General features: G+C 67.7%; 18 protein-coding genes. 8 read left to right on the forward strand and 10 right to left on the reverse strand.

Features of this window, described 5'->3' with window-relative positions:
* Nucleotides 1-41 precede the first annotated feature (41 nt).
* Together ACQPYH_RS34025 and ACQPYH_RS34030 are read right to left on the reverse strand one after the other, a co-directional pair.
* Entirely contained in the window at nucleotides 42-1,016 is a 975-nt protein-coding gene (locus ACQPYH_RS34025; protein ID WP_432879886.1) for a hypothetical protein, read from the reverse strand.
* Nucleotides 1,017-1,125: 109 nt separating this feature from the next.
* Nucleotides 1,126-1,719 (reverse strand): hypothetical protein, encoded by a 594-nt coding sequence (locus tag ACQPYH_RS34030; protein ID WP_432879889.1) that lies wholly within the window; start codon nucleotides 1,717-1,719, stop codon nucleotides 1,126-1,128.
* A gap of 255 nt (nucleotides 1,720-1,974) precedes the next feature.
* On the opposite strand from ACQPYH_RS34030, the gene aroA reads away from it, so the two are divergent.
* Nucleotides 1,975-3,246: a 3-phosphoshikimate 1-carboxyvinyltransferase gene (aroA, locus tag ACQPYH_RS34035; protein WP_432879891.1), complete on the forward strand. Its 1,272-nt coding sequence runs from the start codon at nucleotides 1,975-1,977 to the stop codon at nucleotides 3,244-3,246.
* Nucleotides 3,246-4,256 carry a ribosome small subunit-dependent GTPase A gene (rsgA, locus tag ACQPYH_RS34040; RefSeq protein ID WP_432879894.1) on the forward strand — a complete coding sequence of 337 codons (1,011 nt, stop codon included), beginning with the start codon at nucleotides 3,246-3,248 and terminating at the stop codon, nucleotides 4,254-4,256. Before aroA ends, rsgA begins: the two co-directional genes overlap by 1 nt.
* On the opposite strand, the gene ACQPYH_RS34045 is transcribed toward rsgA, so the two are convergent.
* A complete protein-coding gene (locus ACQPYH_RS34045; protein ID WP_432879896.1) occupies nucleotides 4,249-4,725 on the reverse strand; it encodes a DUF2231 domain-containing protein in 477 nt (158 codons plus the stop codon). The genes rsgA and ACQPYH_RS34045 overlap by 8 nt on opposite strands.
* 181 nt (nucleotides 4,726-4,906) lie before the next feature.
* Between ACQPYH_RS34045 and hisN the strand changes: the two genes are divergently transcribed.
* Nucleotides 4,907-5,686, forward strand: coding sequence for a histidinol-phosphatase (gene hisN / locus ACQPYH_RS34050; RefSeq protein WP_130439678.1), 780 nt, complete (start codon nucleotides 4,907-4,909; stop codon nucleotides 5,684-5,686).
* Here the strand turns inward: hisN and ACQPYH_RS34055 are convergent.
* Both ACQPYH_RS34055 and ACQPYH_RS34060 read right to left on the reverse strand, forming a co-directional pair.
* Nucleotides 5,670-6,923 carry an RNA polymerase sigma factor gene (locus ACQPYH_RS34055; protein WP_432879899.1) on the reverse strand — a complete coding sequence of 418 codons (1,254 nt, stop codon included), beginning with the start codon at nucleotides 6,921-6,923 and terminating at the stop codon, nucleotides 5,670-5,672. The two genes, hisN and ACQPYH_RS34055, sit on opposite strands and share 17 nt — an antisense overlap.
* Entirely contained in the window at nucleotides 6,889-7,236 is a 348-nt protein-coding gene (locus ACQPYH_RS34060; protein ID WP_396408022.1) for a YciI family protein, read from the reverse strand. Before ACQPYH_RS34060 ends, ACQPYH_RS34055 begins: the two co-directional genes overlap by 35 nt.
* 115 nt (nucleotides 7,237-7,351) lie before the next feature.
* Between ACQPYH_RS34060 and ACQPYH_RS34065 the strand changes: the two genes are divergently transcribed.
* Nucleotides 7,352-8,650 (forward strand): M16 family metallopeptidase, encoded by a 1,299-nt coding sequence (locus ACQPYH_RS34065; protein ID WP_432879902.1) that lies wholly within the window; start codon nucleotides 7,352-7,354, stop codon nucleotides 8,648-8,650.
* Entirely contained in the window at nucleotides 8,647-9,996 is a 1,350-nt protein-coding gene (locus ACQPYH_RS34070; RefSeq protein WP_432879904.1) for a M16 family metallopeptidase, read from the forward strand. The genes ACQPYH_RS34065 and ACQPYH_RS34070 overlap by 4 nt, the downstream gene beginning before the upstream one ends.
* Nucleotides 9,997-10,043: 47 nt before the next feature.
* On the opposite strand, the gene ACQPYH_RS34075 is transcribed toward ACQPYH_RS34070, so the two are convergent.
* Nucleotides 10,044-10,469 carry a CBS domain-containing protein gene (locus ACQPYH_RS34075; RefSeq protein ID WP_432879906.1) on the reverse strand — a complete coding sequence of 142 codons (426 nt, stop codon included), beginning with the start codon at nucleotides 10,467-10,469 and terminating at the stop codon, nucleotides 10,044-10,046.
* Between the two features lie 138 nt (nucleotides 10,470-10,607).
* Between ACQPYH_RS34075 and ACQPYH_RS34080 the strand changes: the two genes are divergently transcribed.
* The 3 genes from ACQPYH_RS34080 (at nucleotide 10,608) to ACQPYH_RS34090 (ending at nucleotide 13,168) form a co-directional block, all read left to right on the forward strand.
* Nucleotides 10,608-11,105: a GyrI-like domain-containing protein gene (locus tag ACQPYH_RS34080; protein WP_432879909.1), complete on the forward strand. Its 498-nt coding sequence runs from the start codon at nucleotides 10,608-10,610 to the stop codon at nucleotides 11,103-11,105.
* Nucleotides 11,106-11,189: 84 nt separating this feature from the next.
* Nucleotides 11,190-12,398, forward strand: coding sequence for an MFS transporter (locus tag ACQPYH_RS34085; RefSeq protein ID WP_432879912.1), 1,209 nt, complete (start codon nucleotides 11,190-11,192; stop codon nucleotides 12,396-12,398).
* A 92-nt stretch (nucleotides 12,399-12,490) separates the two neighbouring features.
* Nucleotides 12,491-13,168 (forward strand): hypothetical protein, encoded by a 678-nt coding sequence (locus ACQPYH_RS34090; protein ID WP_432879914.1) that lies wholly within the window; start codon nucleotides 12,491-12,493, stop codon nucleotides 13,166-13,168.
* Between the two features lie 298 nt (nucleotides 13,169-13,466).
* Here the strand turns inward: ACQPYH_RS34090 and ACQPYH_RS34095 are convergent, their stop codons facing one another.
* From ACQPYH_RS34095 to ACQPYH_RS34110, 4 genes are all read right to left on the reverse strand, one after another.
* Nucleotides 13,467-14,294, reverse strand: a complete 828-nt coding sequence (locus tag ACQPYH_RS34095) for a carbohydrate ABC transporter permease (protein ID WP_432879917.1) — start codon at nucleotides 14,292-14,294, stop codon at nucleotides 13,467-13,469.
* Entirely contained in the window at nucleotides 14,291-15,136 is an 846-nt protein-coding gene (locus ACQPYH_RS34100) for a carbohydrate ABC transporter permease (RefSeq protein ID WP_432879920.1), read from the reverse strand. Before ACQPYH_RS34100 ends, ACQPYH_RS34095 begins: the two co-directional genes overlap by 4 nt.
* 99 nt (nucleotides 15,137-15,235) lie before the next feature.
* A complete protein-coding gene (locus ACQPYH_RS34105) occupies nucleotides 15,236-16,636 on the reverse strand; it encodes an extracellular solute-binding protein (RefSeq protein ID WP_432879923.1) in 1,401 nt (466 codons plus the stop codon).
* A gap of 190 nt (nucleotides 16,637-16,826) precedes the next feature.
* Nucleotides 16,827-17,822: a hypothetical protein gene (locus ACQPYH_RS34110; RefSeq protein WP_432879925.1), complete on the reverse strand. Its 996-nt coding sequence runs from the start codon at nucleotides 17,820-17,822 to the stop codon at nucleotides 16,827-16,829.
* Nucleotides 17,823-17,882 lie beyond the last annotated feature (60 nt).

Consider the following 17,882-nt stretch of genomic DNA (forward strand, 5'->3'; position numbering starts at 1 on the left):
GCCCCACCTGTCTCCCGGGGCCAACCTCCTCTGCTGGGCGGTCAGCCCTTCTGGACGCCACCAGCGGTGAACTTGTAGGTGGTGTCGTTGACGGTCAGGGAGCGGATCGCGCCGTGCCACGCGTTGTCGCGGCCCTTGCCGACGCCGGCCGAGATGAACTTGGCGTTGGAGCCCAGGACGGCCAGCGCCTCGTCCAGGGTGCAGCGAGCGCCGTTCAGGCCGCAGCGCGACGGGTCGGCGTTGAACCAGGAGCCGGTGAATCCCCAGTGCTTGCCGGTGTCGCCTGCCGCGTCGATCGTCGTCCAGGCGTTCGAGGCCGAGTTGTCCGGCGAGTAGACCAAGGTGGTGTAGGTGGCCGCGTCGGTCGGGTTCGAGATCTCGAACTTGATCGACGGCATATTGCCTGCCGCGATCGCGCTGTTCTCGCCGGTCTGGAACACCTCGTACCCGACCTTGCTGAGGGAGAACGACTTCCCGCCGAAGTCGGCCTCGTTGCCCCACATGATCGCGTCGGCGCTCGTGGGGACGCTGATGTTGAGGCCTTCACCGGACGACGACTGCCCCAGCTCGGCGCGGGCGTTGCCGATCGTGTTCCGGAAGATCTCGCCCCAGTTCTTCAGGTACGACGGGGACTGCGGCAGGTTGTTGACCTTGTTGAGGGCCTCGGTGGCCTTGGAGTCGGCAGCGTCCGCCTTGGTCGTCGCGGAGTCGGCCGTGGTCTTGGCGACGGTCGCGGTGTTGATCGTCTTGTTGATGTTGGCCCGGAAGTCCGAACCCATCTTCGACCACGGCAGGGTGTTGTCGAGCACATCCCAACCGCCGATCGACTTGTCCTTGATCTTGAAGGTGTCCACCGCGCCGGTCTGGATCTGCGGGGTGCCGACCGAGTTCGCGGGCAGCGGCAGCGGCGCGTACGCCGTCGGAGCCGCCGACGCGCCTCCGCTCAGGCTCACGACCGTCGCGACTGCCGCGACCCCCAGGACTGCCGCACGAGCGGTGCCGATGTGCTTACGCATGGCGCTGTTTCCCTCCGTGGATGCCCGGCCCCGTGGTCCGGATCGTCAGACGCCGGGAGTCGAACCCGATAACTGCTCCTGGCAACCACCGCCAGCGCCCGCCGCTGCTTCAGAAGGTGGCCTCCGCGGTCACCTTGTCGTACGCGCCCTTGCCCAGCAGGCTCGCTGCGCCGTCAACGGTGTTCAGGCACTCCACCGCCTCCTGCTGGCCGGGCTCCAACTCGTTGCTGGTGCACTGCATGTTCCCGACGACCTGGCTGCCCTTCAGAAACTTGACGGAGAAGATCGCGGTGCTGGTGGACTTGCTGACGTTCGTCACCGTGCCCGTGAGGCTGGTGCCGATGTACTCGGTGTACTTCAGCTTCCAGCCGGCGTCGAGCTGATGCTTGCCGATGGTGAACGCTTTGCCGACCTGGACCGGACGGGGCTCGTTGCGAGCCGGGGCCGAGCCGGACTTGTTTGCGGTGGTCGGGTCGGAGCCGCCTCCACCGCTGGAAGCCGCCGAGATGATGATGATCAAGGCGATCAGGCCGACGAAGGGCAGGACCACGAAGTTGCGGAACTTGTGGGTCTTCTTCCGCTCGACGTAGACGACCTGAGCCGGCGGCTGAGGCTGGCCTGGGTACTGAGGCTGCTGGTAGCCCGGCTGCTGTCCCCCCGGGTTCTGCGTCTGGTTCGGGCCTTGCGGGTACTGCTGCGACATCTGGATTCCCCCCTTGTGAAGTACAACTGATCAGCCCGCCCCCGGCCTAGACCGGTGGTGAAGCCACCCGGTCGTCCCATCGAGTTTGGAACACGGAGCGTTACATTCGTCACGTAACGAGTTGGTTACGTGATTCAGCCTGTAGCCGTCGGCGACGCTTGCGGTGGGGCGAAGCCGTGCCTGCTGCGAGCTGGCAAGTGCAGTAGCACGACATGGCCTAGGCTCGGAGCCGAGATGACGAGCTTTGGGAGTGGGATGAGCGAGCAACACGGCTGGCCGGCGCCGCGGGCCGAAGGTGCTGTGACCGGCACGGTCACGGTGCCCGGGTCGAAGTCGATCAGCAATCGTGCTCTCATCCTTGCCGCGCTCGCCGACGGCCCGTCGCACCTGACCGGGCTGCTGGCGGCTCGCGATACCTCGCTGATGCGGTCCGCTCTGGTCTCGCTCGGCGTCGGCATCAGCGAGAGCGGTACGACGGTCACCGTCACCCCGGGCTCGCTCAAGGGCCCGGCCAACGTCGATTGTGGTCTGGCCGGCACCGTGATGCGGTTCGTGCCGCCGGTCGCCGCGCTGGCTGACGGCGTGGTGGCCTTCGACGGCGACGAGTACGCGCGGGAGCGGCCGATGGGCGTGATCCTCGGCGCGCTGCGGACACTCGGCGTACAGATCGAGGACGGTGGCACCGGGCGGATGCCGTACACGGTGTCGGGCACCGGCTCGGTCCGAGGCGGGAAGGTGACGCTGGACGCATCCGGGTCGAGCCAGTTCGTATCGGCGTTGCTGCTGGCCGGCGCACGGTACGACGAGGGTGTCGACATCCGGCACGACGGGAAGCCGGTGCCGTCCCAGCCGCACCTGGACATGTCGGTCGGGATGCTGCGCGAGCGCGGCGTGCAGGTCGACGACGCCGAGCCGAACCGGTGGGTCGTTGCCCCGGGCCCCATTCGCGCGCTGGACACGGCGATCGAGCCGGACCTGTCGAACGCGGCGCCGTTCCTGGCCGCGGCCGTCATCACCGGCGGGACGGTGACCGTCACCGGATGGCCGACCCAGACCACGCAGCCGGGCGGTCAACTGCCTGAGATCTTCACCCGTTTCGGGGCCTCGGTCACGCGGACCGACGACGGGCTCACCGTCAGCGGCACCGGCCGGGTCGCCGGTGTTGACCTCGACCTGAGCGAGGTTGGCGAGCTGTCGCCAGTCATCGCTGCGGTCGCGGCGTTCGCCGACGGGCCGTCGTACCTGCGGGGTATCGCACACCTGCGCAACCACGAGACCGATCGGCTCGCGGCGCTCGAGACCGAGTTCAACGCGCTCGGCGGAGACGTCACGCAGCTCGAGGACGGCCTGGCGATCCGGCCGAAGGCCTTGCGCGGCGGGCTTTTCCACACGTACGCCGACCACCGGATGGCGCACGCCGCAGCCGTAGTCGGCCTGCTCGTCGACGGCCTGGAGATCGAGAACATCGGAACCACGGCGAAGACCTTGCCCGAGTTCCCCGACATGTGGTCGGAGCTCGCCAGCTGATGTCGCGGTACGACGAGGAGGCCAAGTACGACCGGCCCAAGCGCCGGACCCGGCCGCGGACCAAGGACCGCCCCTCGTACGACGACGCGGCCGAAGGCATCGTCATCACCCGCGACCGCGGCCGCTACACGACCTGGGTCGGTGACACCGCCACAGGTCACGAGGTCACCGCGATGAAGGCCCGGCAGCTCGGCCGCACCGGAGTGATCGTCGGCGACCGGGTCAAGCTCGACGGCAATGCCACCGGCGACGACGGCACGCTGGCCCGGATCGTCGAGGTCTTTCCCCGTACGACGCTGCTGCGCCGTTCCGCCGATGACGACGACCCTGTCGAGCGCCCCCTGGTCGCGAACGCGGACCAGCTGGTCATCGTCGTCGCCGTAGCGAACCCGGAGCCCCGGACCGGTCTCATCGACCGCTTCCTGGTCGCCGCGTACGACGCAGGCATGCGACCGCTGCTCTGTCTCACCAAAACCGACCTGGCCGACCCTGACCCGCTGCTGTCGATCTACCGCCCGCTCGGCGTCGAGTCGGTCGCCACGCACCAGGGCGGCGACCTGAGCGAGCTCCGGGAGCAGCTGCACGACCGGACCAGCGTCTTGGTCGGCCACTCCGGTGTCGGCAAGTCCACTCTGGTCAACGGCGTGATTCCCGGCGCGGACCGGGCGACAGGCATCGTCAACGTGGTCACCGGGCGCGGCCGGCACACCTCGACGAACACCGTCGTACTGCAGCTCCCTGACGGCGGCTGGCTGATCGACACCCCGGGTATCCGGTCGTTCGGTCTGGCGCATGTGGATCCGGACCGTCTGATCAACGCGTTCCCCGACCTGGCAGAGCTCACCGCCGACTGCCCGCGCGGCTGCACGCACACAGGTGACGCACCGGACTGCGCCCTCGACGAAGCCATCCGCGAGGGCCGCGCGGACCCGGCCCGAGTGGACTCGTTCCGGCGCCTGCTGGCGTCTCGCGAAGGCCGCGAACTCAGAGACGCGCCGGAGCCTACTTAGCCGGCAGCTGGCCCTCCCAGACCGCCCGCGCACCGGCGTCACCGGTACGCACGGTCTGCCAGATGACCAGCACCGCGATCACCACGACCGCCGCCTGCGTCACCAGCTCCAGTGGGCGGCTGTTCGTTGCCTTGTCCCCCTTCACGCCGGCCAGCAGCAGGAAGGCCGCGATGGCAATGACCGTGAAGATCAGGGCGTACCAGAACAGCAGGTTGCCGCGCTTCTCGTGCAGCTGGATCGCCTTCGACAGCGTCGGCACCGCCTCCACGAACGCCTGGCCGCTCTTCTTGGCCACGTAGGCGCACACCAGCACCCCGACACCCAGCACCAGCGCCGGCCAGCGCAACAGCCGGCGCCACTTCGGCACCACGGCGAAGGCGATCAAGGTCAGCGCGGCCACGGGCAGCAGCACGACCGTCAGATGGATCACGAGCACGTGCAACGGCAGGTCCCCGAAGCGCTCGAACATGGACAGCCTCCATGGGAGTCGTAACGACGTGGTCAGACACTAAGGCATGCCGCCGTGAGACCGGGTGACATGCCTCTAGCACGTTCAACGACCCTGTTCGGTTCAATTCGCGCCGCAACCGATCCGCAACAGTTCCCGGACGGCCGAGCCACGGGAGCGGGGGTCAGGTTAGCCTTCCGGCATGCCTTCGCACACGGATGACCTGCGGCTCGCCCACATCCTGGCCGACGACGCGGACTCGACCACGATGGACCGCTACAAGGCGCTCGACCTGCACGTGGCCACCAAGCCCGACCTCACCCCGGTGAGCGAATCGGACAAGAAGGTCGAGGATGTGATGCGCAAGACGCTCTCCCGGGCCCGGCCGCGGGACGCGTTCGTGGGCGAAGAGGACGGCACCAGCGGCTGGGGCGTACGCCGCTGGGTGGTCGACCCGATCGACGGCACCAAGAACTACATCCGCGGCGTCCCGGTCTGGGCGACGCTGATCAGCCTGATGATCGAGGACCAGGTCGTCGTCGGCGTAGTCTCCGCCCCGGCACTCCAGAAGCGCTGGTGGGCGTCGTACGGCGACGGCGCCTGGACCGGCCGCGCGCTGCACTCGTCGCAGCCGTGCCGGGTCAGCGACGTGAGCAAGATCGAGGACGCCTCGCTGTCGTACGCGTCGCTCAAGGGCTGGGAGAAGCTCGGCAAGAAGAACCAGTGGGCCGACCTGATGGACTCGGTCTGGCGGACCCGCGCGTACGGCGACTTCTGGTCGTACATGCTGGTCGCCGAGGGCGCGGTCGACATCGCCGCGGAGCCGGAGCTCAACCTCTACGACATGGCCGCGCTGGCGATCATCGTCGACGAGGCCGGCGGCAAGTTCACATCGGTCGAAGGCGCTCCGGGCCCGAACGGCCCCAACGCCGTAGCCACCAACGGTCGCCTGCACGACGAAGTACTCAAGCGCCTCGAGTGATCCTGCCTTGGAGGAACTCCGCCTCCACCGGATTGCTCGTGAACGCCAACGCCTCTTCGTACGCCGCCCGCGCCTCTTCTGTTCTCCCAGCGCGCCAGAGCAACTCCGCGCGGGTAGACGCCAGATACGGGTACGTCGCCAACGCCGGATCGTCCGGCAACTCGGCCAGCGCCGCCTGTGGGCCCTCGACGTAGCTCAGCGCCACGACCCGGTTCAACGCGACCACCGGCGACGGCCAACGGGCCAGCAACACGTCATAGAGGCCGAGGATCTCGCCCCAGTCGGTGTCCTCCCACCGCCGCGCCTCCGCATGGACCGCGGCAATCGCGGCCATCACGGCGAACCGCCCGACGGTCGCCGCTGGCCGGCCTGCAAGGGCCTCCGGCACCAACTCCAGCCCCTCGGCGATCAGTCCCTGATCCCACCGCGACCGGTCCTGGTCCTCCATCAGCACCAAGCGGCCGGACTCGACCCGCGCTGCCTCTCGCGCCTGCGTGAGCAACAGGAGCGCGAGCAGACCCGCCGTCTCCGCGCTGTCCGGCAGCAGCATCCGCATCATCCGCGCTAGGTCGATCCCCCGCCGGGCGAGGTCCGGCCGGGTCAGGTCATCGCCGTCGACTGCTGTGTGTCCTGCCGTGTACACGAGGTGCACCACGTCGAGCACAGCCTCGATGCGCTCCGGAAGCTCCGGCGTACGAGGAATGCGGTACGGGATACCCGAGCGCGAGATCTTCTGCTTGGCGCGGGTGATGCGGGCCTGCATCGTGGCCTCCTTCACCAGGAAGGCCTTCGCGATCTCCGCCGACGACAGGCCGCACACCAGCCGCAGAGTCAGCGCGACCTGCGCCTCCTGCGCCAGGGCCGGGTGGCAGCACGTGAACACCAGACGCAACCGGTCATCCGGAAACGTCCCGTCCGGAACGTCCTCGATCGGCACCAGCAACGGCAGCTTCCGGCGAGCAACGTCAGCTCGCCGCCTCAACTCCAGCGCCCGCCGCGTGGCGACGGTCGTCAACCACGCGCCCGGCTTGCGCGGCACACCTTGTTCCCGCCAGTGCACCAGCGCCTTCGCGTATGCGTCCTGCACGCAGTCCTCGGCCAGCTCGAGGTCTGCTGCAACGCGAGCGGTCGCGGCGAGCACGGAGGCCCACTCGCTCGAGTGCGCCTCCGCGACCGCCTGCGCTACCTCTTGGGCGTCCAGGTCAGCCGCCGTTGACCAGCGGGCGGACCTCGACACCACCCATCGGCGACGGCACCTGCTTGGCGATCGCGAGCGCCTCGTCCAGGTCGGCCGCCTCGATGATGTAGTACCCGCCCATCACTTCCTTGGTCTCGGCGAAGACGCCGTCGGTGACGACGTACCCGCCGTTGCCGTCGGAACGGATCGAGGTCGCGGTCTCGCTCCCGTCGAGCTGCCCGCCGCCGCGGATCGCGGATCCGTTGGCCTCGGCAAACGCTTGATGGTTCTTGTGGTTCTGCTCCATCACCGACCCGTCGTCCGCGGCCCACTTCGCCTCGTCGTCGTAGATCATCACCAGGTACTTGCCCACTCGGGGTCACCTCTCTCGTCCGCTGTCGGATACAGCATCTACCACTCCGATGCGCGACCCGGGCCGGAATCGACAGCACCTGCCGAGAATTTCGCGACCACGTATGGTGGCCGGTATGCCCTTGACGTACCCCATCGCGGAGCAGACGCTCGACAACGGCCTCCGGGTCGTCGTGAGCTCGGACCGTGCCGTCCCGATCGTCGCCGTCAACCTCTGGTACGACGTCGGGTCGCGCCATGAACCACCGGGTCTGACCGGGTTCGCGCACCTCTTCGAGCACCTGATGTTCCAGGGGTCGCGCAACGTCGCGTCCGGCCAGCACTTCAGCCTGCTGGAGACCGCCGGCGCCAGCCTGAACGCGAGCACGTTCTTCGATCGCACCAACTACTTCGAGTCGCTGCCCAGCGGCGGTCTCGACCTCGCGCTCTGGCTCGAGGCGGACCGGATGGGCTACCTGCTCGACGCGGTCAACCAGGAGAACCTGGACAACCAGCGCGACGTGGTGAAGGAAGAGAAGCGGCAGAGCTACGACAACCGCCCGTACGGCGATTCGTACGAGCGGCTCGTCCGGCTCGCGTTCCCCGAGGGCCACCCGTACGCGCACATGACGATCGGGTCGATGGAAGACCTCGACGCCGCTTCGCTGGAGGACGTGCACGCGTTCTTCCGCAAGTACTACGGGCCGAACAACGCCGTACTGACGATCGTCGGCGACGTGTCCGAGGACGACGCGTTCGACGCCGCCAAGCGGTACTTCGGCCACCTGCCCGCGATCCCCACGCCGCCGCCGGCGCCGGACGGGACGATCGGGCCGATGACCGACGTACAGCGTGACGACGTGGAGTCCGACGTACCGTCCGACCTGATCACGATGATGTTCCGGCTGCCGGTGGACGGTACGCCGGAGCTCGACGCGGCCGGGCTCGCGCTCGACATCCTCGCGGCCGGGCAGAGCGGCCGGCTGAACCGACGGCTGGTCCGCGACGAGCAGATCGCGCAGTCGGTGTCCGGCGGCGCGCTGCCGCTGATCGGCGGCGTCTCGTTCGGGACGCTGACCGGCATCGCGTCGGATGGCATCGACCTGCAGAAGGTCGAGGACGCGCTGCTCGAGGAGATCGAGAAGCTGGCCACCGAGGGCGTCTCCTCGGACGAGCTTGCCACTGTGCAGGCGCAGGCCGAGCGGGACTGGCTGGAGCAGCTCGCCACGTGCGCCGGCCGGGCCGACGAGATCTCGCATCATGCATTGCTGTTCGGCGATGCGAACCGGATCAACAACCGCATCGACCAGGTCAAGGCCGTGACCGTCGAGCAGGTGCAGGCGGCCGCCTCGAAGTGGGTCCGAGCGGCCGGACGGGTGCAGGTCAGCTACCGCCGTCTGGAGACCGCGGCAGAGACGGCAGGAGAGCAGGAATGAGCCAGGTTCTGACCACCCCACCGGCCGTCGGCGCACCGCGTCCGTGGAAGTTCCCGGAGGCCGTGACCACGCGGACCAGCGTCGGTGCGCCGGTGCACGTCTTCGACCGCCCCGGGCAGTACGTCGCCACTGTGCGCGTCACGATCGCGATGCCGTTGATCGCGGAGCCGCGTGAGCTCGAAGGCGTCGCGACGATCATGTCGCGGACGCTCGACGAGGGCACCGAGCTGCATTCGGCCAACGAGTTCGCGGCCGCGTTGGAGCGGCACGGAGCGGCGTACGGCGTGGATGTCAGCTCGGACGCGCTGCACGTGGAGATCTCCGTACCGGTATCGCATCTCGCGCCGGCCGTCGCGCTGCTCGCCGAGGCGATCACGCGGCCCGCGTTCAACCAGGCCGATGTCGGTCGGCACGTGACGATCCGCCTCGGCGAGATCAACCAGGAGCGCGCCAACGCCGGGTACCGGGCGCGCGAGGCGTTCGCGTCGCATCTGTTCGACTCGGCGACACGTCGTTCCCGCCCGACCGCGGGTACGCCGGACACGATCCGGCCGCTGACGAACACCGAGGTCGCGGACTTCTACCGCCGGAACATCGGGCCGGAGCGGGCCGAGATCCTCTTCGCCGGCGACGCGACCGGGGTCGACGCCGCCGCGATCATCGACGAGGCCTTCGCGGGCTGGACATCCGGCGCCGGACCGGTGGGCGAGACCCCGGAGCCGATCTACCTTCCGGGCAACCGGGTCGTGCTCGTCAACCGGCCGGGCTCGGTGCAGAGCCAGCTGCTGATCGGCTGCGCCGGTCCGGACCGGCGCGACCCGGGGTGGGGCTCGGCCGCGGTCGCGAACCACGTGGTCGGCGGGACGATCACCTCACGCGTCGACACCGTTCTGCGCGAGGAGAAGGGCTACACGTACGGCACGCGGACCAGCTTCGCCGCGCCGCGCAAGGGCGGGACCTTCAGCCTCGGCGGCGCCGTACGCACCGAGGTGACCGGCGCCGCGATCGGTGACGCGCTGCGCATCCTGCGCGAGGCCCGCGACGGCCTCACCGAGCAGGAGGTCCAGGAGGCGAAGGACAGCCTGATCCGCACCGCTCCCCTGCGCTACGAACAGGCCGATTCGGTCGCCCAGCAGGTCGGCAGCAACATCGCCAACGGCGTACCGATCGACTTCGCCGACACCTATCTGAGTCAGATCGCGGCAACCACCGCCGCCGAGGCAACCGACGCCTACCGCCGGTACGTCGGAACCAACGGCCTACTGGTCGTCGTCGTAGGAGAAGCCAAGGACGTCCGCCCCCAACTGGAGGGCCTCGACCTCGGCGACCTGATCGACCTGGGCTGAGCTTCATCCTCTGCCCCGGGAAACGTCCGGGGCAGAGGGCCTTCGGGTCAGCTGCTGATGTAGTTGGAGAGTTGTTCCTTCTCGAACTCGAGTTCGCCGATCCGGGACTTGACCACGTCGCCGATGCTGACCAGCCCGGAGAGGTTGCCGTCGACAACGACCGGGACGTGCCGGATCCGGCGGTCCGTCATCAGTCGCATCAGGTTGTCGATCAGGTCGTCCGGCGTACAGGTGTGTACCTCGGCCGTCATGATCGCGCTTACGCGCACGTCACCCGCGTCCGGCGTACCGTTCCAGAGCCGGACAACGTCACGCTCCGACACGATCCCGGACACCGTCGACCCGTCCGCACTGACCACCACCGCGCCGATGTTCTTCTCGGCCAGCAGTGCGAGCAGCTCGGTGACAGTGGCTTCTGGGGAGATGGTGACGACCTGATTGCCCTTACCGCGCAGTACGTCGTTGATCTTCACGGAGCCTCCTGCAGATCGAGGACCAATACCCCAAGGTAACGGCATTCCCCCCATCACACCCAGTGACAACGAAGGACATGTAGGTGTAGAGGATTACCTACGCAGCCTGCGTATAGTCGAGCGACGGAGGAGGCGAGCGTGGACCTACTCGAAGTCCAGCGGGTGGTTGAGCGACCGGACCAGCACTCTCTCGGCATCCGGGTGATTACGCCGTTCCGTGGCATGTTGGCCAAGCGGAACGAACTGCTCGACGAGCTGTTCGCTTGGCTTCGGACGGCGGGTGTCGACGACTCCGGCATGTTCTTCCTTCGGCTGCACGTGATCGACATGGCCGGGCCGATGGATCTCGAAGTGGGCCTGATGACGCCGGAAGCGCTGCCCGGCGACGACCGCGTCCGGCCGGCCACGCTGCCGGCCGGGCGGTACGCGACGCTCACGTACCGCAACCACTCGCTCCGCGCCAACCGCGCTCTCCTCGACTGGGCCGCCGACGAGCAGTTGGCCCTCGATCGCCGCGAGGTCCCCGAGGGCGATCTCTTCGTCTGCAGGTACGAGGCGTTCCGCACCGATCCCCGCACCGAACCGCGCAAGACCAAGTGGGAGGTCGAGCTCAACCTCCGCCTCGCCGACGCCTAGGCCGCTCTGCTCTCCGAAAACAGCAGGTCGGGCCGGCCCGCCAGACCATAGGATCGCTGGGTTCGGCATGGTGGAGGGGGCGCGGTGGGGTTCCGGCAGGATCTGGCCGTACTGCGGCATCGGGACGTGCGGGTGTTCATCTCCGCGCGGTTCATCTCGATCCTCGGGTCGACGATCGCGCCGGTGGCGCTGGTGTTCGCAGTACTAGACATCTCCGACTCCGCCGGCGCGGTCGGCACAGTGCTCGCGGCGCGCAGCATCCCGAACATCGTCTTCCTGCTGATCGGCGGCGTCATCTCCGACCGGCTCCCGCGCGACCTCGTACTGGTCGTCGCCAACACGGTCAGCGGGCTCACGCAGGGTCTCGCCGCCACGCTCGTACTCTCCGGGCACGCGACCATCTGGCAACTCGCCGCGATCGAAGCGGTGAACGGGATCGCGGCGGCGTTCGTGATGCCCGCAATGACCGGCATCCTCCCGTCGATCGTCGACCGCAGCGAACTCCCGCAGGCGAACGCGATCGCCGGCTTCGCTCGCTCGACCGCGATGATCGGCGGCGGCGCGGTCGCCGGCGTGATCGTCGGGCTGACCGGTCCGGGCGTCGGGCTCGCGGTCGACGGCGCGACGTTCCTGATCGCCGCCGCGCTGCTGTCCCGCCTGACCATCCCGCGGATCGAACGCGCCGCCACGTCGATGCTGACCGACCTGCGCGACGGCTGGAGCGAGTTCGTCTCCAGGCAGTGGGTCTGGGTGATCGTGCTCGCGTTCGGCCTGCTGAACCTGATCTTCACCGCCGCCTACCAAACCCTCGGCCCGGTGATCGCGGACCGTACGTTCGGGCGAACCGGCTGGGGCCTCGTCAGCGCCTGCTTCGGCGCCGGACTAGTTGCCAGCGGCATCATTATGCTCCGGCTCAAACCCCGCTACCCGCTGCGTACGGGCATGCTCGGCATGCTGCTCACGGTCCCGGTCATGCTGTGCCTGGCGCTCTTGCCATACACCTGGGCGATGGCGATCGCCGCGTTCCTCCTCGGCGTCGGCTTCGACATCTTCGGCATCAGCTGGGACACCGCCCTCGGCCAGCACGTCCCGATCGAGAAGCTCTCCCGCGTCTCGTCGTACGACATGCTCGGCTCGTTCATCGCCGGCCCCGCGGGTCAGCTCACTGTCGGATACGTCGCTGCGCTGGTCAGCGTCAAAGCCGTCGAACTGTACGGCGCTGCCTTGTTCGTCCTGATCACCGTGATCACGCTGGTCGTCCCATCGGTCTGGAACCTGCGTCGTGTCTCGTAAGCGCTGTAGCTCGAGCGATAGCGGTGTCGAGGTGCGTGCCTGGGCGCCGATAGCGTCGAGCTACAGCGCTTACGAGACACTAAGGTGGATGTGTGAGTTCAATCGTTCCGGGTCCGCAGAAGAAGATCGGCGAAGAGATCGACGCCGCCCGCTCCGGCGCGAAGCCGTTGAGCGCCGGCGACCTCAACGCGTCAGCGCCACCGCAGGAAGAGCTGACCGGGCTGGACGACTGGCCCGAGACCCTGCGATCGACCGTCGAGGCGGAACACGACCGCGTCACCGCGCTGGCAACCAACCGCCGCCGCACCGCCGACGGCGTACTCCCTGAGGTCGTCCAGCGCCTTGACGAGCTACTCAGCCAACTCGCCGACCGCCTCCAGGCCGACAAACCGCGCCGCTTCGGCAAGTCCTCTTCTTCTGACGACGCTGCACTCGACGACATCGCCGAGCTCCTCGGAATCCCCGCCGACGAGGTCCCCACGTCAACCGGCCGAGGCGAACACCGCGCCGCCCTCCGCACCATCAAACAACTCCGCTCCCAACTCAAAGAGCTGGAAACCACCAAGGAACACTCAAAGCTCACCCGCCTGGTCACCTTCGTGGTCCGCCTGGCCGTAGTCACCGAAAGCGCCCCCGAATCAACCGCGCCCTTGGCACCCATCGCCTTGGACCGCTACGCCCAGTCCACCCCAGACCCCCAGTGGAACTGGCCCTTCGACCAAAAACTCACCTTCTGGAAGAAAACCCGCGCCACCCTCACCACGGACTGACACTCACCCGTCCACGACCCGGCCGCACACGGGGACGTCTGAGGGGTCAACCCCCAAGCCGGTCGGTTGCCCCCTCGAATCCACACCGAACAACCGACCATCTCAAGGGTTGACCCCTGAGACGTCCCGGCTTCCGCGAGCCAACCGGTCCCGCGGCAGCACCTATCCGTGGGCGGGCCTGGGCCACTGACCAACCAACCCGCTCCGGGCCGTCGCACCCTCAAGTCCATCCCCGAGCCGGCCGAAAACCCCCGTTGATCAGTGACCCACGTCCGCTCCGCGGCTCTGGTGGTTGGGTTCAGCCCTTGATTGCTCCGCCGAGGGCGAAGGCGCCGCCGAGTTTGCGGGAGAGGAGCAGGTACAGGAGCAGGACGGGCATCGTGTAGATGAGGGAGTACGCCGCCAGTTGGCCGTAGTTCGGTTCGCCGTACTGGCCGAAGAACGTGAAGATGCTGACCGAGGCCGGCAACCGCTCAGGCGACAGCAGCAGCATGAAGGGGACGAAGAAGTTTCCCCACATGCCGATGAACGTGAAGATCAGCACCACCGCGATCCCCGGCCACATCAGCGGCAGCACGATCGCCCACAGCGCCCGCATGTTCCCGGCGCCGTCAACCCACGCCGCTTCCTCCAAAGAAAGCGGTACGCCGTCCATGAACGTCTTGGTCAGCCAGATCGCAAACGGCAACGCCGACGTCGCCATGAACATGATCGTGCCGCCCAGCGTGTCCACCAGGTTCAGCTGCACGAACAGCCCATACACAGGCACCATCACCGCAGTGATCGGCAACCCCGTGCAGAACAACACGGTCAGCAAGAACGGCCGGTTGAAGCGCGTCTTGAACCGCGACAACGGATAAGCCGCGAGCACCGCGCAGATCATCGTCAGCAACGCCGCCCCGCCACACAGCACGATCCCGTTCAGAACGGGCCGGTACGTCGTGTCGGTGTTCAGCACCGCCTTGAAGTTCCCCAACGTCGGATGCGTCGGGAATTCGACCCGCAGCCCCGCCGTCCGGTTGATCGATGCGAACAGCACCCACAGCAACGGCAGGACGAACAGTACGCCGATGGCCAACAGCACCAGGTTCGACGCGAGCTTGCTCATCCGGTCGCGGGCAATCATGCTGCCTCCGAGTTCAGTCCACGCAGGTAGATCAGCGAGAAGACCGCGCCGATCGCCAGCATCACCAGTGCGATCGCTGTGCCGTAGCCGATCTGGGAGAAGCTGAACGCCTGCTCGTACATGTACAGCGGCAACGTCTGACTCTTGGTCCCCGGGCCGCCCCGGGTCATCGCGTAGATGAGGCCGAACACGCTCAGCGTCTGCAGCGTGATCAGCATCAGGTTGGTCATGACCGCACGGGTGATCATCGGCAGCGTCACGAACAGCAGTCGCCGCCAGCCGCCGGCGCCGTCCATCTCCGCGGATTCCTCGATCTCCTTGGGGATCTCGCTCAGCGCGGCGGAGTACACCAGCATCGAGAACGCCGTACCGCGCCAGATGTTGGCCAGCGACACCGCGATGATCGGTGCCCCGTACAACCAGTCCTGGCCGGGCAGGCCGACCGCGTGCAGTATCACGTTCAGCGTGCCGTCGTCGTTGAAGAACGCGCTCAGCAGGTACGCCGCGACGATCTCGGGCAGCACCCACGCGCCGATGACCGCCGTACCGACGAAGTTGCGGACGGTCTTGGTCGACTTCCGCATCAGCAGCGCGAGTCCGAGGCCGAGCGTGTTCTGGCCGATGATCGCGGAGATCAGCGTGAACACGAGCGTCAGCCAGATCGAGTTCGTGAACGCGCCGCTGGAGAACGCCTTGCGGAAGTTGTCCAGCCCGACGAACTTCACGTTCGCGGCACCGGGTCCGGTGAGCGCCATGTTCGTGAACGCGGCGTACACGCAGTAGATGATCGGGCCGGCCAGGAAGACCAGCATCAGTCCGATGGCCGGCGACAGCGGCAGCATCTTGACTAGTTTGGCCCCCCGCGGCCGCCGGCTGGGGGTACCAGCGGCGGCCGTGGAGGACGGAGCGACAGTCGTCGTCACAGGGGAGAATCCTCCGAGCTACTGGCCAGTGCTCTTCGTCGTCGTACTGTCCTTGCCGCCGACGATGCCCTCGACCGCCTGGTCGTAGTTCTTCGCCGCCGCATCAGGCTGGGACTGACCCGTCATCACCGATTCCATCGCGGTGATGATCTCGTTCGAGACCTTCGGGTACTCCGGCAGCGCCGGCCGGTACACCGTCACCGAGACGAGGTCGGTGAAGAACTGCGTGCTCGCCGAGGAGGACTTGTACGCCGCGTCGGAGGCGACGTCCTTGCGGACCGCGATCTGCGCGCCGTCGGTGGCGTACTTGGCGGCGTTCTTCTGCGTCTGCAGGGTCTTGATGAAGTCCCAGGCCGCGTCGGGGTTCTTCGACTTGGCCGGGATCGCCCAGGTCCAGCCGCCGGAGAGGCTGACCTTGCCCTTGCCGCTGCCGTCCTGCGTCGGCATCGCGGTCTGGCCGAGCACCGTGCTCCACTGCGGCCACGGCTTGGCGCCGGACTTCAGCCAGTTGCCGTAGATCCACGAGCCGTCCAGGTCGATCGCCAGCTTCTGCTGCGGCAGCAGCTCGGTGCCGACCTTGCTGCCCATGTTCGGGCTGAGCGCGTCCTTCGGCGACGGCGCCAGGCCCTCGGAGAAGACGGTCTTGACGAAGTTCAGCGAGTCCTTGAAGCCCTGGCTGCCGACGACCCACTTCTTCTGGTCGTAGTTGTACAGGGTGTCCTTGGTGCCGTAGAGCAGCATCTCGAAGCCCTGCATGGCCGAGGCCTCACCCATCGGCTTGCCGGAGTACATGTTGAACGGGATCACGCCCGGCACCTTCTGCTTGATGGTGCGTGCCGCGCTGAGTACGTCGTCCCACGTCTTCGGCTGCCAGTCGGCGGGCAGGCCGGCCTTCGCGAAAATCTGCTTGTTGTACCACAGGGCCCGAGTGTCGGTGCCGTCCGGTACGCCGTACGTCTTGCCGTCCTGGCCACGCGCCGCGCCCTTGGCGGTGTCCTCGAACTGACCCCACTGGTCCCACTTGCCGATGTAGTCGTCGAGCGGCTTCAGGTACCCCGCGGTGATGTCGGAGTTGATCAGGAAGGTGTCCTCGTAGACGATGTCCGGCGCCGTGTTCGGCGAGCGCATCATCAACTGGATCTTGGTGTAGTAGTCGTTCTCGCTGGCAACGACCGGAACGATCTCGACCTGGGATCCCGGGTGCGCGGCTTCGTACTCGGTCTTCACGCCGGTGAGGAAGTTCTTCATCACCACGCCCGGACCCCACTGCTGGTACGCGATCTTGATGTGCGCGGGTCCGGAGCTCTGCGAGCTGCCGGCCTCCGGCTGCTTGGTCGTCGAGCCTTGACTACAGGCCGAGACCCCCAGCAGCAGCGCGCCCGCGGCGGCCGCTGCTATGAAACGTTTCCTTGTCACCATCAGGTCCACCTTCGGGCGATCGTTGTCATACCGGTACCACGGCCCAAACCCTGCGGGCTTTCCCGCGACCGTAGGAGCCTCGAGCAACCGAAGTCAATGCTTGACAGACAACGTTGTCGCAGCAGTCAGGCAGAAACGCGGTGACCAGGGTGTAACGATCCGATCACCGCGCTGTCATACCTTCACTTTGTCAGGCTGCGACGGCGGAGGCCTCATGTCGAGCCGGTACGGCGCGTCCTCGCGTGCGGAGCGATCCGAGTGCGCACAGCGCCAATCCGCCGACCAACCAGCAGGCCAGTACGACGAGTGGTCTGGCCGCTCCGGCGCCGTCGAAGAAGCTCACGGACCGTAGCGCCGTACCCGCGGCTCCGGGCGGCAGCAGCTGTCCGAGGGTGCTCCAGCCGTTCGGCAGCATCTCTGGGGCGCTCGTCATCCCGGAGAGCGGATTGCCGAGCAGCATCATCGTCGCGCTGCCGAGCGCGAGTCCCGCCGTACCGATCAGCCACTCGAGTCCGAGCAAGGTGAGGCTGATCGCGCCGATCGACAGTGCGATCACGCCCGCGTTGCCGAGGTAGCTGCCTTCGAACGAGCCGAGCCAGAACTGCAGTACGGCGGCCAGCGCGAGCCCACCGGTGATCGCGAACGCGACAGCGCCGACCACCCGCTTCGCCCCGGGCCGCACCAGCTGGGTCAGCGCGGCGGCCGCGATGATTCCGCCGAGCACGAGCGGCAGCGCACCCGCAGCCAACCCGGCGCCCCGCGGATCATCCTTCGGCAGCGGGACGATGTCCGTGACCTTGGCCCGGCCATCCAGCTGACCGGCCAGTTGGGTCAGGAGTTGCGCAACGACCGGACCGCCCGCGGACGCCGTGAGCACCTCGGGTTGGGCCGAGTCCAGCACGATCGCGCCGTACACGTCCCGGTCCTCGATCTGCTGCACGGCCGCCTGCCGGTCCGGTACGGCGGTGATGTCGAAGCCGCCCGGTACCGCCTGGTCGAGCCGGGCCCTGACCTGCTCGACCGCCGGCGTCGGACCGGACACCGCGATCGGGACGTTCCGCGGTTCGGACCGCGCGGACGGCCAGGCGAAGGCGATCAGGAACACCGTGAGGACCGCGGTCAGCAGCACGATGACGGCGATCAGGGGCGGCCGGCGACGTTCGGCCGCGTGCGCCTCAGTGGTCATGACGGGAACTCCTTCAACGAATAAAACCGAATGTCCGTTCTTTATAGACTCCCCAGGGCC

Source organism: Kribbella sp. CA-245084 (genome assembly GCF_050942355.1).
GTDB lineage: Bacteria > Actinomycetota > Actinomycetes > Propionibacteriales > Kribbellaceae > Kribbella.

Bases quoted from the DNA above. Each gene is read 5' to 3' on its own strand.
- ACQPYH_RS34025 (WP_432879886.1), bottom strand. From the start codon at position 1,016: ATGCGTAAGCACATCGGCACCGCTCGTGCGGCAGTCCTGGGGGTCGCG.
- ACQPYH_RS34030 (WP_432879889.1), bottom strand. From the start codon at position 1,719: ATGTCGCAGCAGTACCCGCAAGGCCCGAACCAGACGCAGAACCCGGGG.
- aroA (WP_432879891.1), top strand. From the start codon at position 1,975: ATGAGCGAGCAACACGGCTGGCCGGCGCCGCGGGCCGAAGGTGCTGTG.
- rsgA (WP_432879894.1), top strand. From the start codon at position 3,246: ATGTCGCGGTACGACGAGGAGGCCAAGTACGACCGGCCCAAGCGCCGG.
- ACQPYH_RS34045 (WP_432879896.1), bottom strand. From the start codon at position 4,725: ATGTTCGAGCGCTTCGGGGACCTGCCGTTGCACGTGCTCGTGATCCAT.
- hisN (WP_130439678.1), top strand. From the start codon at position 4,907: ATGCCTTCGCACACGGATGACCTGCGGCTCGCCCACATCCTGGCCGAC.
- ACQPYH_RS34065 (WP_432879902.1), top strand. From the start codon at position 7,352: ATGCCCTTGACGTACCCCATCGCGGAGCAGACGCTCGACAACGGCCTC.
- ACQPYH_RS34070 (WP_432879904.1), top strand. From the start codon at position 8,647: ATGAGCCAGGTTCTGACCACCCCACCGGCCGTCGGCGCACCGCGTCCG.
- ACQPYH_RS34095 (WP_432879917.1), bottom strand. From the start codon at position 14,294: ATGATTGCCCGCGACCGGATGAGCAAGCTCGCGTCGAACCTGGTGCTG.
- ACQPYH_RS34100 (WP_432879920.1), bottom strand. From the start codon at position 15,136: ATGCTGCCGCTGTCGCCGGCCATCGGACTGATGCTGGTCTTCCTGGCC.
- ACQPYH_RS34105 (WP_432879923.1), bottom strand. From the start codon at position 16,636: ATGGTGACAAGGAAACGTTTCATAGCAGCGGCCGCCGCGGGCGCGCTG.
- ACQPYH_RS34110 (WP_432879925.1), bottom strand. From the start codon at position 17,822: ATGACCACTGAGGCGCACGCGGCCGAACGTCGCCGGCCGCCCCTGATC.